The organism is Streptomyces sp. NPDC088116 (assembly GCF_044741745.1).
In the GTDB taxonomy this organism is placed as follows: domain Bacteria; phylum Actinomycetota; class Actinomycetes; order Streptomycetales; family Streptomycetaceae; genus Streptomyces.
Genome location: NZ_JBIUTF010000013.1, coordinates 17,453 through 31,968 on the forward strand (window position 1 = coordinate 17,453; position 14,516 = coordinate 31,968).

At 68.9% G+C, this 14,516-nt stretch carries 19 protein-coding genes; 15 read left to right on the forward strand and 4 right to left on the reverse strand.

All coding sequences use genetic code 11. From position 1 onward, the window contains the following. Nucleotides 1–448 precede the first annotated feature (448 nt). The gene (locus tag ACIOJD_RS33735) at nucleotides 449–769 is read right to left on the reverse strand and encodes a helix-turn-helix transcriptional regulator (RefSeq protein ID WP_401920238.1); all 321 of its coding nucleotides are present in this window, start codon (nucleotides 767–769) and stop codon (nucleotides 449–451) included. A 99-nt stretch (nucleotides 770–868) separates the two neighbouring features. Between ACIOJD_RS33735 and ACIOJD_RS33740 the strand changes: the two genes are divergently transcribed. Beyond that, nucleotides 869–1,519 (forward strand): HAD family hydrolase, encoded by a 651-nt coding sequence (locus ACIOJD_RS33740; protein WP_401920241.1) that lies wholly within the window; start codon nucleotides 869–871, stop codon nucleotides 1,517–1,519. 4 nt (nucleotides 1,520–1,523) lie between these two features. Continuing rightward, nucleotides 1,524–2,363, forward strand: coding sequence for a DUF1932 domain-containing protein (locus ACIOJD_RS33745; RefSeq protein ID WP_401920243.1), 840 nt, complete (start codon nucleotides 1,524–1,526; stop codon nucleotides 2,361–2,363). Nucleotides 2,364–2,370: 7 nt separating this feature from the next. Here the strand turns inward: ACIOJD_RS33745 and ACIOJD_RS33750 are convergent, their stop codons facing one another. The 3 genes from ACIOJD_RS33750 to ACIOJD_RS33760 all read right to left on the reverse strand — a co-directional run bounded on the left by ACIOJD_RS33750 (nucleotide 2,371) and on the right by ACIOJD_RS33760 (nucleotide 4,899). Continuing rightward, nucleotides 2,371–2,931, reverse strand: coding sequence for a guanylate kinase (locus tag ACIOJD_RS33750; RefSeq protein WP_401920245.1), 561 nt, complete (start codon nucleotides 2,929–2,931; stop codon nucleotides 2,371–2,373). Next, the gene (locus ACIOJD_RS33755; protein WP_401920247.1) at nucleotides 2,928–3,965 is read right to left on the reverse strand and encodes an AAA family ATPase; all 1,038 of its coding nucleotides are present in this window, start codon (nucleotides 3,963–3,965) and stop codon (nucleotides 2,928–2,930) included. The genes ACIOJD_RS33750 and ACIOJD_RS33755 overlap by 4 nt, the downstream gene beginning before the upstream one ends. Nucleotides 3,966–4,146: 181 nt before the next feature. Beyond that, nucleotides 4,147–4,899, reverse strand: a complete 753-nt coding sequence (locus ACIOJD_RS33760) for a GntR family transcriptional regulator (RefSeq protein WP_401920250.1) — start codon at nucleotides 4,897–4,899, stop codon at nucleotides 4,147–4,149. Between the two features lie 252 nt (nucleotides 4,900–5,151). Between ACIOJD_RS33760 and ACIOJD_RS33765 the strand changes: the two genes are divergently transcribed. From ACIOJD_RS33765 to ACIOJD_RS33825, 13 genes are all read left to right on the forward strand, one after another. Beyond that, nucleotides 5,152–5,517: a hypothetical protein gene (locus tag ACIOJD_RS33765; RefSeq protein WP_401920252.1), complete on the forward strand. Its 366-nt coding sequence runs from the start codon at nucleotides 5,152–5,154 to the stop codon at nucleotides 5,515–5,517. Between the two features lie 462 nt (nucleotides 5,518–5,979). Continuing rightward, entirely contained in the window at nucleotides 5,980–6,663 is a 684-nt protein-coding gene (locus ACIOJD_RS33770) for a hypothetical protein (protein WP_401920255.1), read from the forward strand. A 60-nt stretch (nucleotides 6,664–6,723) separates the two neighbouring features. Continuing rightward, nucleotides 6,724–6,873: a hypothetical protein gene (locus ACIOJD_RS33775; protein WP_401920257.1), complete on the forward strand. Its 150-nt coding sequence runs from the start codon at nucleotides 6,724–6,726 to the stop codon at nucleotides 6,871–6,873. A gap of 131 nt (nucleotides 6,874–7,004) precedes the next feature. Next, nucleotides 7,005–7,397, forward strand: coding sequence for a hypothetical protein (locus ACIOJD_RS33780; RefSeq protein WP_401920259.1), 393 nt, complete (start codon nucleotides 7,005–7,007; stop codon nucleotides 7,395–7,397). A gap of 151 nt (nucleotides 7,398–7,548) precedes the next feature. Next, nucleotides 7,549–8,007: a hypothetical protein gene (locus ACIOJD_RS33785; RefSeq protein WP_401920261.1), complete on the forward strand. Its 459-nt coding sequence runs from the start codon at nucleotides 7,549–7,551 to the stop codon at nucleotides 8,005–8,007. Between the two features lie 280 nt (nucleotides 8,008–8,287). Next, on the forward strand, nucleotides 8,288–8,434 hold the full coding sequence (locus tag ACIOJD_RS33790; protein WP_401920263.1) for a hypothetical protein: 147 nt from the start codon (nucleotides 8,288–8,290) through the stop codon (nucleotides 8,432–8,434). Between the two features lie 128 nt (nucleotides 8,435–8,562). Beyond that, nucleotides 8,563–9,027, forward strand: coding sequence for a hypothetical protein (locus ACIOJD_RS33795; RefSeq protein ID WP_401920265.1), 465 nt, complete (start codon nucleotides 8,563–8,565; stop codon nucleotides 9,025–9,027). Beyond that, on the forward strand, nucleotides 9,020–9,202 hold the full coding sequence (locus tag ACIOJD_RS33800) for a hypothetical protein (protein ID WP_401920267.1): 183 nt from the start codon (nucleotides 9,020–9,022) through the stop codon (nucleotides 9,200–9,202). Before ACIOJD_RS33795 ends, ACIOJD_RS33800 begins: the two co-directional genes overlap by 8 nt. 208 nt (nucleotides 9,203–9,410) lie before the next feature. Further along, entirely contained in the window at nucleotides 9,411–9,605 is a 195-nt protein-coding gene (locus tag ACIOJD_RS33805) for a DUF5999 family protein (protein ID WP_401920363.1), read from the forward strand. 100 nt (nucleotides 9,606–9,705) lie between these two features. Next, nucleotides 9,706–10,293 carry a hypothetical protein gene (locus ACIOJD_RS33810; protein WP_401920269.1) on the forward strand — a complete coding sequence of 196 codons (588 nt, stop codon included), beginning with the start codon at nucleotides 9,706–9,708 and terminating at the stop codon, nucleotides 10,291–10,293. A gap of 152 nt (nucleotides 10,294–10,445) precedes the next feature. Further along, complete coding sequence (locus tag ACIOJD_RS33815; RefSeq protein ID WP_401920270.1) at nucleotides 10,446–13,103, forward strand: hypothetical protein; 2,658 nt, start codon at nucleotides 10,446–10,448, stop codon at nucleotides 13,101–13,103. 161 nt (nucleotides 13,104–13,264) lie between these two features. Further along, on the forward strand, nucleotides 13,265–13,759 hold the full coding sequence (locus tag ACIOJD_RS33820) for a hypothetical protein (protein ID WP_401920272.1): 495 nt from the start codon (nucleotides 13,265–13,267) through the stop codon (nucleotides 13,757–13,759). Then, on the forward strand, nucleotides 13,756–13,992 hold the full coding sequence (locus ACIOJD_RS33825; protein WP_401920274.1) for a hypothetical protein: 237 nt from the start codon (nucleotides 13,756–13,758) through the stop codon (nucleotides 13,990–13,992). The genes ACIOJD_RS33820 and ACIOJD_RS33825 overlap by 4 nt, the downstream gene beginning before the upstream one ends. Nucleotides 13,993–14,516 lie beyond the last annotated feature (524 nt).

A 14,516-nucleotide genomic window follows, 5' to 3' on the forward strand; every position in this document is an offset into this window, starting at 1 on the left:
CGACAGCACCGTTCGATTCATGGCCGCACCTCACCCGCAACTGCGGAAGGGGCGACCGATGGAGACGACGTTGTTAGCCCCCTCCGGGAGGAGCGGGCGACAGTGCGAAGGCCAGAGGCGGATCTCCTTTCCGTTGTGACGGTTTTGGTGCTGGTGTTTCGAAGCCCTTGGCGGGGCCTCGGAACGACCGCAAGCCCCTTGGCGGGGGCTGGCGGGTACTGCTGGACCTAGAAGGGGCCCTTGTGGTCCTGGCTAGGGACCGGTGTTGCTGCAATGGCCCTGATGAGGGGCCGGTTGAAATGAGCGGCTTGATAAGCCGCAGCTCAGAACCGGTGACAGCCGGGATCTGAGCGGACCGCTCTGGTAATCCAGGCGGTAGACGGGTCGCGCGGGGCCGAAGGGGATGGCTAGTCCACTTCTTCTTGACGCGCGGCCGATGGCCACTAGGTCATCCCGTTCCCCCTCCGGAGGCCGGCGTCGGCATGCCCTCGTTCAGCTCGGCGGCCTCAGGGAAACGCTCCGTGAGCCGTTTGAGCAGGTGAATGTAGGCATCTCGTTGTGGGCGCCGAGGGTTGCTCTTTCCCAACTCCCAACGCACAACGGCAAGACGCTTTACGCCCACGGCCTCCGCTACGTCCAGCTGGGTAAGCCCTGCGGCGAGGCGCAGCTGCGTGCGCACGCACGGCGGTGGGAGGACGTCATCCAGGCCATCCAGCAGGGCATCTACCTGCTTCAAGCGGTCCGGGTCGGGCATAGCGCAGCCTCTCATGATCGATGGATCTCTGAAACATACACTATTTGATCTCCGCCTGAGGGATGCTGTCGTGGTGAATACCGTTGCATTCGCCGCCCGGTAGGGTCCGGGACCATGCCTGGACTTGCACTTTTCGATCTGGACGGCACGCTGGCCGACCGGCAGTCGGCGCTCAGCGACGCCGTGACCAGCCTGGGCCGCTCCCACGCCCTCGCTCCAGATGCCGAACAGTGGCTGCGTACCGAGTTGACCGACCGCGCCAACGTTGCTGACTTCGCCCGGCTGCGGGAAATCTTCGACCTGGAAGTGCCCGCCGCACAGCTGTGGCAGGAGTACGTCAGCCTCATGGCGGCTGCCATTACCTGCCGACCGGAGGTCCTCGAGGGCCTGGCCCATCTGCGCGCGGCCACATGGACGATCGGCATCATCACCAACGGCGCCGGCGACATCCAGCGCGCCAAACTCGCCGCGACGGGCCTCGCCGACCTGGTCGACGGCGTCGCGGTCTCGGGCGACCTGGAGATCCGCAAGCCGGACTTGCGCCTCTTCGAACTCGCGGCCACTCGTTGCGGTGTGAACCTCGCGGACGGAGGCTGGATGGTCGGCGACAACCCGGCCGGGGACATCGGCGGCGGCCATCAGGCCGGCCTGCGCACTATCTGGCTGCGCGGTCGCCCTTGGCCGGACGACCTCGGCGCCGCGCACCACGTTGTCGACGACGTCACCGACGCCATCACCATCCTGCTCAACGAGACCTCGGAGTAGCACCGTGGACCAGCCAACCGTCGGTATCCTCCACCCCGGCAGCATGGGCGCTGCCGTCGCCGCCTGCGCCGCGGCAAACGCGTCCGAGGTCCTGTGGTGCGAGGCCGGGCGCAGCACCGCCTCCGCAGGGCGCGCGGCAGAGTTCAGCCTGACGCCGGTGGCCGCGCTGCCCGCGCTGCTGGAGCGGAGCGACATCGTCATCAGCCTCTGCCCGCCGGCCGCAGCCGAGGATCTCGCCCGCGACGTCGCCGGGCACCGCTTCGACGGGGTGTACGTGGAGGCGAATGCCATCAGCCCACAGCGGACGCAGCGGATCGCCGCGCTGCTTGAACCGGACGCGACCGTCGTGGACGGCGGCGTTGTCGGCTCCCCGCCCATACGAGGCAAGACGCCGACGCTGTACCTGTCTGGTCCGGTCGCCGCAGTCGCGCGGATCGAGGCGCTCTTCGCGAGCACCGCAGTGGTGACGAGGACGTTGGGCACGGAGGTTGGGAAGGCGTCAGCGTTGAAGCTGTCGTACGCCTCGTACCAGAAAACCTCGCGCGTGCTGGTGGCGCTCGCGGTCGGGATGGCGCGCGAGCACGGCGTCGACCAGGAGCTCATTGAGGTCGCCTCCCGGCGGACCGACTCGTACCTCGCGGAGCCGGAATACGTCGCCAAGGCCGCAGCGCGCGCGTGGCGCTGGGGCCCGGAGCTGGAGGAAACCGCCGACACGCTCGCGGCCGCCGGCCTCCCGCCGGAGCTGTTGCGCGCGGCCGCGTCCACGCTGGCACGGTGGTACGACGTCAAGGACGACAGCGAGCTCACGCTCACCGATGCCCTGGACCGACTCGCCCAGCCGTAGCCCGCGCTCATACTGTCGCTGCTCCCGTCAGCAGCTGGTCGATGAGCTGCGCCGCCTCCTGCGGTGATGCTGTTGTGGTGTCCATGGTCAGACCCCATGCCATGTCCGGGTGCGCGTCCAGATCCTCGCGTGTCGCCTCCCACGCTGTCAGGCGCGCTGTGGTGTCGCTGTCGCCCCGACCCTGGGACCGCTGCACGGTCACCTCGCGCGGGCACCACAGCAGCACCACCGTCCAGTCGGCCGCGTAGCCGCCGACTAGGGCACGGATGCCGTCGACCTGCCCGAGGTGCACCACCGGCACCCCGGCCGCGAACGCAGCATTCAGGCCCGGCAGGTCGATGACGTAGGTGTTGCCGTACCGCGTGTTCGTGTAGACGACGTCGCCCGCCGCCTCCAGTTCGCGCAACTGCTCCGCCGTGCCCATCCGGTAGCCAGTGCTTTTGCCCGTCCCGATCTTGAGACGAGTGAACTGGCCGTATCGCGCATCGAGTTCGGCCAGGGCCCGGGTGACGGTGTCCTTCCCCGCGCCTGGTGGGCCGTACAGGATGACGCCCTGTTTCTGGCTCATCCGTATACCGCCCCGATCGCGTGGCGAGCTTGATCTGCGAGTGACACCGCTGCTCCGAGACGGTTGTCGACAACCATGTGCGGGACGGCTGGCCGGAGTTCCAGATTGACTGTCTCCACGTACTCGTCCCACCGCGCGAGCTTCCACGCGTCGCGAGCAGCCGAGCGGAAGGTGATGTACTCCCGCATCGATTCCTCATCGCATTGCACCCACATCGGAAAGACGTCCACGCCCCTTGCCCCGCACTTGTTCGTGAGCCGCTGCATCCAACCCGGATCAGTCATCTCCGCAATGAACGGGGCTGAGAGGACCGTGCTGATCCCGCAGCGGATGTTGGCGTAAGCGGCCTGCATCAGGCAGTCGTACTCCACCGGCCGGACCTCGGTTCGATACAGCTCGGTGTGCCGGTCATTCGGGTCCCCTCCAAGCGCGACCAGCAGCCGCTCCACGAGCGGCCTGGTCTGGGGGTCCTTGTCCAACAGAGGCCAGCCCGTCAGCTGGGTAAGGAACCGCGCGAGTTCAGTCTTGCCCGAGCCAGCGAAACCGCCGACCAGAATCAGCACGGGCCGGTGTGGGTCACCGCCAGTGTGCCGACGCTTCCACGCATCGAGGATCCGCTGCTGCAGCCCGACGTGATCGGCCGTGTCAGTCCCTGGAGCGATGCGGTGAACTGCCCGCTCCACGGCCAAAACGTGGGCACCATTGCTCTGATCGTTCATGGGCGTGAGCTTGAACTGGGTGTCCTCACCGGGGAGCGCTGCCCGAAACCCCAGTTCCGGATCGGTCCCTCGGTAGAGCAGGCAGTATGCACGACGGTAGTGCGGGCCTGGATAGACCTCGCCTTGCTCGTGCTGCCAGAGGGTCTGCGGGTTCGCGGCCGGAATCCCCTTGAGCTTCGCTTGTTCGGCAACCTCACGGAGCCGCTCGCCAGCCTTCTCCAGCGTCAGCCCATGTGCTTCGCGCATCTCGCGCAGCTTCTCGGGCCGCCACCCCACGTGGTGCTTACCCACCCCTTGATCCTCCGTAGTCGCCATGATCGCGAGCCTAGAACCAGACCCCGAAATCTCATGTGTACGCGGATGTTGAAAACCCGTGAATGACCATGCGCACGAGCTTCGACAAGTCGTTGTGATTCTGCGTTGAAGCTATGACCGGTGTGATTGCCCCCACAAGACGGCCAGCCAGATGGGGGCAACAGTGAGTGAGATCGAGCGCCTAGGCATCGAACTCGTAGTCCAGGACGTACGAGGCGGAGTCGAGAGTCATCTCGTTCACCTCCACCACGCGCCCATCAGCAGCGAAAGCCGTTCGGCACAGCTTGAACACGGGACGTTCCACCGGCATCGACAGTCCCATGGCTTCAGCAGCCGTGGGCAGTCGGCTGCGGATTTCCTCACGAAAGTGAACCGGCGCGTAGCCGAGCTCAGAGAGCCGGGCGTAGGTACCGCCTTCACCAGTATCGACGCGAGTGATCGCGGAGCCTTCGACCAGCGTCGATGGCAGGTACGAGGTGGCAAGCATGACGGGTCGTTCGTCCAGTACGAAACGTCTCGATCGCGCACACGCCATCTCGTCTTGTGCGAGCCCAAGCATGCGAGAGATGTGAGCGGGAGCAGCGACTGTCTCGACTCGAACGTCGATGGTCACCGGCCGTTCCTCATCGGCGGACCAGATCGATTTGCCGCCGCCCCACTGGTCACGTGCGAGCCGTTGGATGCCGTGCCTGCGGATCGGAGTAAAGGAGATCACGCGCGAGCCAGCGCCCTTCCGCGTCTCCACGAGGCCCTCGTTCCTCAGGACTTTGAGTGCCTGGCGTGCCGTGAGCGTGGCTACGCCGTACTGCTTGGCGAGCACATTCTCGCCCGGCAGCCGGTCACCGGGACTGTAGTCGCCAGCCTCAATGGCCGCCTTCAACGCATCAGCGATTCGGTGGTATTTGGGCAGCTCCGCGCCTGTCTTATCCGCCATACGTCTCCCTACCTCGCTAGCGATCCTATGGCGGCTGGCTATCGGAGCCCGCGCTGGGACGCCTTGATCTTCCCGGAAGCCACCCTGAGAGCCTACCTCGCTAACGTACTACTTGACATCGCTAACGAGGTTAGCTGTACTGAATCCGCGTCCTACCTCGTTAGCGAGGTGGCTGCAGGCGCTCCGCTTTGCGCTGTTCCGCTATGCCCAGCCGACTTCTGCACCGTCCTTTCCGGAAGGAGCACCACCCCCATGAATGTCACCCGCTACCCCGCTGTCAGTCCCGCCGCCGTGTTTGAGCAGGTCAGGACGCCGCTGCTGGCCTACGTGCACAACCGTCTCAGCCAGATCGACTGGCCCGAGGCTGAGACGTTCGCACGTATGGCGTGGGCCGATGCGGTCGGCCAGCTCCGGCTCGCCGCCGATACCGGTATGGAGGACGGCATCCCGTCCTGGCTCGCGGCCGCTGCTCGCCGGGTGATCCGTGAGCAGACCTCGCCAGCGCTTCTCGCGGCCCTGCGCTTCGGCACCACTACCGCCCTGCTGACCGCTGCCGCCCGCTCGGAGAACCAGGGCCGCGACTTCGACGCGCTGCCGCCGCCGGTCCTCGCTGCCTGATCACCGCCGGGTCCTCACGGACCCGGCTCCCCCACCCGGACGACGTCTCGCACGCCGCCGGATGAGGGAGCCGGAACCACATCGGTCCCCTATACCGCCCGGACTCCGACCGCGAACGCGGGAGGCGAAAGGCAGCGGCCGTTCTCTTGAGAACTGAATAGCGCTGTAGGCAGAGAGTTATGCGCCGCCCCTGGGCGGGCCCACTCGTGGGCGCTGAGTGACGATCCGAGGTCCTTGGCCGACTCCCCGCGACACAGCGCATGCACACGCCGTGCAGGCAGTGGTGCCGAGTGACGATCCAAGGTCCTTGGCCAACTCCCCGCACAGCAGGTGCTTTCACATTCGCAGCGACAGATGCGCTGCCTGCGCGTCACGGCCGTACCGATGTCCTCCAAGGACAACGGGACGCTCGTGACGGGCGGAGTGCGCATCTCACGCCCCACCTCACCTCCGGGAGCCACTATGAAGCCGTCCCCTCTTCCCCCTCTTCTCGCCACCTCGATCGACGCCCAGCATCTCGACCTGCACGACAACGCGCCCAGCTTGATCCTTTGTCCCGGTTGCGGCACATGGCGTCACCTGAAGCGCCGGATGATCCGGCCCCACCGACCGGACGGCACCACTCGATGCTCGAACAGCGCGCGCCTCGTCACGCTCGACATCACCATCGAGCAGTGGCAGGCCAAGCTCGCCAAAACGCGGACCAAGCTCAATGACGAAGGCGTTGACACCGGCAGCCGTCACGGCACCCGCGTCAAACGCCAGCGCACCGAGCCCGCCCCGGCCGTCAGCCAGCTGGTGCCCGCGCCGCCCACCGCGGAGACCACCCGGCAGGCATACGCCGCCCACCGCGCGGCCTGCGCGGCGTGCACCGGCCGCAAGAATTGCATCGACGGCGAACGTCTCGCCGACGCCTACGCACGGCGCCTGCGCCAGGAACCGCGACTGCGTCAGGTCCAGGCCCGCCAGGACCAGCAACAGCGGACCGTCGACCGCAGACGCGCTCTTCAGCAGCCGGTCCGGCGGGCGAGCGAGTGGGCTGCGGTCCGTCCCGCTGTGAAGCGCGCCGACGAGCAGCGCACGCCGAGCGGGCCGACCGTCTCCGACTACCGCGGCCCCGGCCTGCCGCTGAAGACACCGGCCTGACCAGCCTGCACGCACCACGGCCGCCGGCCCTGCCACCTCACACAAATCAGGAAGGACGTCATGGAAGACGAGCTCGAGGCTCGGATGGACGCGTACGCGAAGCGTCAGGCCGAGCTGGAGGAGATGCACGCGGCGTACGAGGCGTTGGACCAGGCCGAGTACGAGGAGTTCATGTCTGAGCTGGACGCGCGCGACGCCGAACGAGGCTGACGCTTCTACGAACGATCACGGCCCCGGCCGCCCCTTTGATGCGGGGTGGCCGGGGCCGTGGCTGCTCGTACGGCAGTCGAACCCTCGAAATCCCGGAAATCCCTTGTCCTGCTACCTCTTACGGAGTCCTCATGCGTCTCACGCTGGTTGACCTCTACACCCGCCACTCTGCCCGCCTCGCCGCGCACGTCGCCGACACCCTGGCCTCGGCCGGAGCTGACCCGATCGGCGATACCGACGACATCACCCAGGAGACATGGCTCCTCGCCGCTCAGCTCCTGGTCCTTCCCGAACAGGACGATGCGTGGCTCGTGCTGAAAGGCTTGGCCCACCGGGCCGCTGCCCAGCACATGGAGGCCGAGCACCGCGTCCGGGAGATGCCCTCCGGGGTGGAAGCGCCCGCCGTACGAGGCCTGCCGCCACGGCCGATGACCCGCTGCGGACTCCCCGACAACACACGGCTCATCAGCCGCACGGTCGGCACCGGCAAGACCAACGCCGAGACCGTTCGCCTCGCCAGCTGACCGTCGCCTTTCGCCGGAACCGCGTGCCTTCGGGGCGCGGCGCCGGTGATGGGCGCCGGACCGGCCGGCCCCAGCACCACCACGCAGCGCGGCGTCCGGGACTCTGACCTCCCGGACGCCGCAACCAGGCACCCTGAAAGGACAACGCCTGATGCGAACGATGATCGCACGGCCGATCATGGCCGTCACTCCCCTTCTCCCCTCCTTACGGAACATGCCCGGCACGGTCCGTGCCGGGATCTTCGAGGACGAGGAAAAGCGCGACAACGACAAGGGCTTCGAGCGGGACGAAACCGACAACCGGCTCCGGCCGGTCGCGCTCGTGCTCGGCACCCCGTCGCAGCCCACCCCGCCCCCGCCGTTGCCGCGACGGACGCCGGGCGAGACGATCCCACCGCTCGTCCGTCGGAACGCGCGGGCTGGTGCCGAGGACGCGTGTGGCGTGTGCGGCTGGTGGCGGTGCCGGTGCAGTGAACAGTCGCACATCGCGGTCCACGACGGCGTCGGACCGGCCATCACGGCGTCTGGAGACTCGGGCGGCTGGCAGTGCAATCAGTGCGGCAACTGGTTCACCGGGCCCGCCTCCCAGACCTGCCCGAGCTGCAGCTGATCACTGGCAATCAGGCCCCGGAGCAGCAGAAGTAGCTCCGGGCCCACGCCTCGAGGAGCCCCGGATCCCGACTCCGTCCATACGGGCCGCTCGGGCCGCGCAACAGCGCGCGGCCCGAGCGGTCTCCCGGCTCGGTGTCACCCACCCGCTCGCCCGCGTACTCCTGGCGGCCGCCTTCGTGGCGGCCGCCAGGGCGTTGGACGCTGGCCACCGAGTCGCAGAAATCCACTCCGCCCCGGGTGTGTGCCCGGGGCGCCTCCGCACACCGACAAGGAGTGCCGTGCCTCGTAACACTGACCAGGCCCCGGACACGCCCCAGCAGCCTCATCTCCAGTCGACGCTGGAGGAGACGCTGGTGGAAGTCGCTGTCCAGACCGCGCGCCTCCAGGCGCAGCCGGAGGAGACCGACCGCAGCAGCCCCGTGTAGCCCATCGTCCCCAGCCCGCCCCGGCCTACGCGGGGGCGGGCTGGGGACGGTGGAGAGCACGCGGACCACGCGCCGCTTCGCCACCCCGAGAAGCGGGTGGCGCCGAAACGATGACGAGGAGTCATCCCATGGAAAACCCCGAACAGGCGCCGTTACTCACGGACATCGAGACCTACCTCGCCGGGCGCGCGCAGCTGGTGGAGCGCGCGTACGACAGGTCGCTGAGGACCGACCCGAGCGGATACCGCCTCTGGTGGGGCCCCGGTGACACTCCGCTCTCCGGCGCACAGATCGCCCGGCACGCCACAGACGCGGCCCGCTACCTCACCCACCACGGCTGGAACCCCTCCACCTCCGAGTCCCGGGGGATCCGCGACGCGCTGCTCCACACCCGGCGCAGCACCGACACGCTCTGCGCGATCGAGCGGATCCTGAACCTGCTCGTGGCGACCGGAACGCGCTCCCCCGCGAACTACCGGACGTGGGAGGCGGCCGACGAACGGTTCGCGGACCAGGTGCAGCTGCTGCTCCTGGACGCCGCTGTCCTGGCCCGCCGTTACGGTCCCGTCGGCGCGGTATATCCGCGTGGCTGAGGGTCTGCGCGAGCGCTACACGAAGGCCGGCGGCGCCTACCAACAGCACGCGGACCGGTGCCTCGCGTGTCAGGACGACCAGCGATGCACGGTCGGCAGCAGTCTGTTCGCCGAGTTCACGCGATTGCAGGACGCGTACCTGAAGCGCGTACGGGACGCCCAGAATCAGAACTGATCGCTGTTGCTCCCGTCGTCCGGGAGCGGTCGGCAGTTTTTGCCCGTCCCACTGCACCTTCCAGGGCCGGTCGCCCGCACCGCGGGCGGCCGGCCTTTCGCACGTCTCCAGCCCGGGAGAGTCTCGGGCCCGCACCCTCGCAGGAGAGCCCATGCGTAGCAGCACCCAGCTCGACACCGCGACGACCGGCACCACGCTGCCCGACCCGCTGTGCACACACACCCCGACGTGCCCGTCGGCCGCCAGCCCGGACCGCGAGGCCGCGCACGTCGTGGCCGCTCACCCGGAGCAGGGCTGGAGCCTGCTGTGCAACGGCCTCCTGCTCTTCGAGGACACCGGCGAGCTGCTCCCCGACGGCCAGATCATCGCCCCGCACCGGCCCCTCGCCGCGGTCGCGGCCTGACGGCTGCCTGATCCGCCCGCACCGACCGCCGAACCCGGCGGCCGGGTCGGGCGGTGACTGGGAGCCGGACAGTCCGGGATCCGACTTGAGATGAGGCTGTATGACCACGACGCGAAACACCGTCGCACCTACCGCTGCTGCCGCTGCTGCGGTGTTCACCGACGAGACGCTGGGCAAGGCGGCAGAGCTCGCCGCCAAGGCGTACCTGCCGGTGTGGGTCGGGCCGTCCGGAGAAGAGTCCTCCGGCGAGGCCGTGGCCCGTCACCTGGACGCCACCATCGCCCTGCTCGACAAAGACGGCTGGGTCCGCGCCTACGACTACGGCAAGAACTGGTCCACCACCGGCGCGGACCTGGCCGACGACGACTCCATGACGGTCAAGGCGATGCTCCGGGCGCTGCTGCGGTTCGTCCGCGACGACAGCGACAACGACCCGTGCCGGACCCTGGCCACCGCCCTGCGCCACGTCGGGGAGGACGGTGGCCACGGCGACACGGACACCGCCTACGTGGCGGGCTGTGCCCTGGACCTGGTGGTCCAGGCCCACACCGGATCGGACTCCGCCCGCGCCACGCCCTGGTCGGAGCGGCAGCACCGTACCCACGCGGACATCACCGCCCTGCTGACTGCGGGCGCCCGGCTGGCCCGTACTCACGGTCCTGCCGGCCAGGAATCGTCGGCTGCCTGACCCGTTGGCGCTGACCGAGCAGAACGGCCCTCCGAGTCCTCGGCATCAGAGCTGCCGGGGCCTCGGAGGGCCTGGTCACGACCCTACCGACCGACGCCGACCCGCGGTGCCCTCTTGTACGGAGGCGCCGGAACGTACAGAGAGGACACCCCGTGGCCCCCAAGACCGCCACCCGCCGCCGGCGCCAGGCCGCCCCGGCCGCGAAGCCCCGCCCCAACGGGCGCGCCAAGGCGTCGACCCCGCCGGATGTGCCCGTCAACGAGCCGACCGAACAGGACGTCACGCAGGACGAGATCAGTACGCGGTGGCCGCAGGCCGACGCGACCGTCGCGGACGCCCGCGACCGGGCCGCCGATATGGCCGACCTCGTCACCGAGTCCGCGCACCGCGATGCCCGGCGGATGCGGCGGGACGCTGAGACGCGAGCGGTGGACCTCGTCTCCCTGGCAGGCCGTCAGGCCCGGCAGATCCGGGCCGCCGCTGATACTCAGGCCCGCGAGGTTCTCGACGATGTCATCGACGAGGCTGGCCGGCGTCTGCGCGAGTCGACCACCGACGCCGACGGGATCCGGGCCGACGCGGACCGCGACGCGCAGCAACTGCGCGACACCGCCCGCCAGGACGCGCGCGATACCCGTACGGCATCCCGCGCCCTCGCCGCCCGGCACCGCTCGGAGGCCGGGCGGATCAGCGCGGCGATCGAGCGCCGGGCCCGCGAGCAGGCGCAGCAGATCCGCGGTACCGCCGAGCGCGAGTGCGCGGCCCTGGTGGAGCGCGCGGCCGCCGAGGCCGCCGAGGTCCGGGCCGCGGCTGACCGGTCGGCGGAGCTACTGATCGCCGATGCCGGCCGGGAGGCCGACGGGCTCCGGGTAAAGGCGCGGCAGGAGGCTGTTGGTCTGCGTGAGGAGGCTGAGCGGGAGGCGGCCGGGCTTCGCGCGGACGCCCAAGAGCAGCTGGCGGCCGCGCGGGCAGAGGCCGCCCGGTCTACCGGGGAGGCGCAGGAGGAAGCCGACCGGATCCGTTCGGACGCCGAGACGGCGGCCGGCGCGGTCCGTGCCCGGGGCGAGGCCGAGATCACCCAGCTGCGCCGGGAGGCGGAGAGCGAAGCTGCGCGGATCCGTGAGGACGCGGGCCGGGACGAGCAGACGGCCCGGCAGGAAGCGGCGCGGGTACGGCGCCTGGCGGACGAGGACATCGCCCGGCTGAGGGCGACCGCCGCCGAGGACGCCGGACGCCTCGCCCGTACGGCCCGCGAGGAAGCCGACCGGATCCTCGCGTCCGCGCGGTCGAGGGCAGACGCCGACGTCAAGACCGCCGAGGCAGCCGCGAAGGAGGCCCAGGCCCGGGAGGACGACGCGGCCGTCACGCTGAAAGCCGCCGACGAACTGGTCGCCGAGGCGGCAGCGCGCATGAAGCGCGCCACCGACCGCACCGAGCAGCGCCTGGAGCGCAAGCGCCTCAAGCACGCCGCGCGCGACGAGCGTAGGACCGTGGTGGAGGCGCGGAAGAACAAGGCGCGTCAGGCGCGCGATGAGCGCCGTGCCGGGCAGCCGACGATGGCTGACCGGATCAAGAAGTTCGTTCTGGTCAACGCCGAGCGGCTGCTCGTGATCCTTCCGATCACGGCGCCGATGGCGGTCGCCTGGACCGGCCAGGCCGGCTTCGCCAAGGACATCCTCGACTGGCACGAACCGTGGACGATCCTCTTCGCCGCCGCCTTCGAGCTGTCCACCGCATTCGTCGGGTGGATGTACCACCAGGCCCGCCGGGACGGCGATGCGGGCACCCTCTACCGGGGCGCGACCTGGGTCTTCGCCGTCGGGGCCGCCGTCATGAACTTCTGGCACGCCTCCGGAAAGCCGGAGCCCGGCACACGGGTGTGGGACGAGAAGGCCCAGGTGTGGACCGAGCAGATGAGCTACTGGAACGCCACTCCCAAGGCCGTGGCTTTCGCGGCGATGAGCATTGTGGGGATGGTGCTCTGGGAGCTGTACGCGACGTTGCTGCACCGCCGGAAGCTCCGTGACGACGGCAAGGTCGCCGCGTCCCGGCCCTCGATCGGGCTGGTGCGCTGGATCCGCTACACCCGGCATTCATGGAACGCGTGGTCGCTCGCGATCACGGACTCCCGGCTCACGACGCTGGACCGGGCGTGGACCGCGGCCGAGACCGAACTCTCCCGCAAGGGGACGATCAAGGCGGCACGTCGGGCGGTGCGCAAGGGTGTGCCGCTTCCGCGGTCTTACCGGGTGGTCCCGGTCTCGGCCAGTCTCACTCCGGCTGGTCTCCCCAGTCTCGCCGCACAGGAAATCGGTACGGCCGGGACCTACACCCTCGAACGCATCGAGACCGGGACCGGGACTGAGACCGGCGGGACCGGGACCGGGACCGAGACGGGGTTGAGGATGCGTGAGACCGGAAACCGGCTCGCGCTGCCGTCCGGCGAGACCGGAGAGACCACGAACGACACCATCCCCGGAGCGCGGGACCACGGCGAGACCGGCATGACCGGCGAGACCTCGAACGCCACTCCCACCCGGACCGGCACACGGGCGACCACCGGGACCACGACCGGGACCGGCGAGACCAACTCCGGTGAGACCGAGACCAGTGGGACCGGCGCGGTGTTTCCGATGGGAGACCCCGAGACCGAGACCCGGCACCTGCTGAACCTCATGAAGTCTCGCGGTGGCGCCGACCAGGTCTCACTGGACGACGCGATCAGCGAGACCAGGCGCCCCAAGTCCACGGCGGCCAAGCGTCTCGCGGCCGCCCGAGACCGCTACCGCCACCTTCCCAAGACCGGCTGAGACCAGCGGGGGAGACCGAGACCGGTCTCCCCCGCACCACGCTCCGCGGTCCGGCACCACCAGTGAAGGCCAGCCCATTCCCTGGGCTGGCCCTTGCTGCGACTGCCGGAAGCAGTCCACCCCACGCCCGTACGGCAGATCCGACCCCCACGGAGGACCTTGTGAACACCGAAGACACCGGCACCTTCTTCGAAGACCCTGACGCGGCGCTGCGCGAGATGGCGAGAAACCCCGCCGCCTACGCGCACTACCTCGCGGACTTCCACCGGGTCGTGCTGGACATGCAGGCCAAGCTGGAGATCCTGCAGCGCGAGACCCGTGTGCACTGCCGTGGAACCCGCGTGGAGGGCGACAAGATGGGCCAGGCTTTTCTGCGTTCCTTCCCGGTGGAAAAGTCCCTGAACGACGTCATCAAAAACCTCAGGAGCGTCACGGCAGGGCTGGAAAAGAGCGCCCATAAGCGTCACGCCCACGATGAAAAGGTGAAAGAGGTGAAGGGGCAGCGAAAGGAAAAGGCCCAGCTCAAGGAGCGGAAGAATAACCCGCCTCTCCAGGTCGCTCCGGAGAAACCCGTGGAGCCGGGTGTGCGGGAGTCGAATATGGGCTATGGTGGTCCCACGTCGATTTACAACCTGGACCGCAGGGAGTCGGCGTGAGTGCAGGTCGCCCGCTCACGAAAGCCGAGCGGAAGAAATTCAACCGTGCGGAACACGAGCGAAAAATCAGACAGGATCTGATTGCGCAGCACGGAAACGACCTCGGTACCTTCCACTACTGGCTCCGGATCATGAATATCCGGGGCACCCAGGCTTACCGCGGCGGCGACACGGTGTTCATCCGTGAGGTCGCGCTCGCTCTGGAGAACGTCTACCGACGCCACGCCGGCTAGCTCACCGCGTCCCGTGTGAAGGGCCGCTCCCGATCCCCGGGGGCGGCCCTTCGGCGATCCCAACGCGTGCCGCGCGTGTCGCGTGTCACGCGTGCCGCGCACGCGTGTACGCGAGGCCGGTGCCGACTGTCAAGCCCAGGAGGAGGGGCCGCGTGTCCGACGACACCGACAGCAACGTTTTTCACCTCCCCGCTCGGGACAGTGATTCCGGCGCCATGCCGGACGCTCCCGATATCGGGGACCTCTTTTACTCCGGACCGTCCGACAGTGCTGGTGACGGTGTCCCGCCGGAGTCCCCGGCGGAGACGACAATGGAACTCCCGCCCGTTCGCGGACCTATTTCCCCCGAAATAGCTTTGCGGGAAACGGGAATTTCCAGCCCCCCGAATTCCGAGGAGGATGAATGCGAGGAGGATGGCGAGTATGTTCAGCCTCGTTCCCTTGCTGATCGCCTCGGTGACTGGCTGGAATACCGGCTGGAAGTGGCGAGAGACCGGCATACGGGAGAAGCGCCCTTCCGTGAG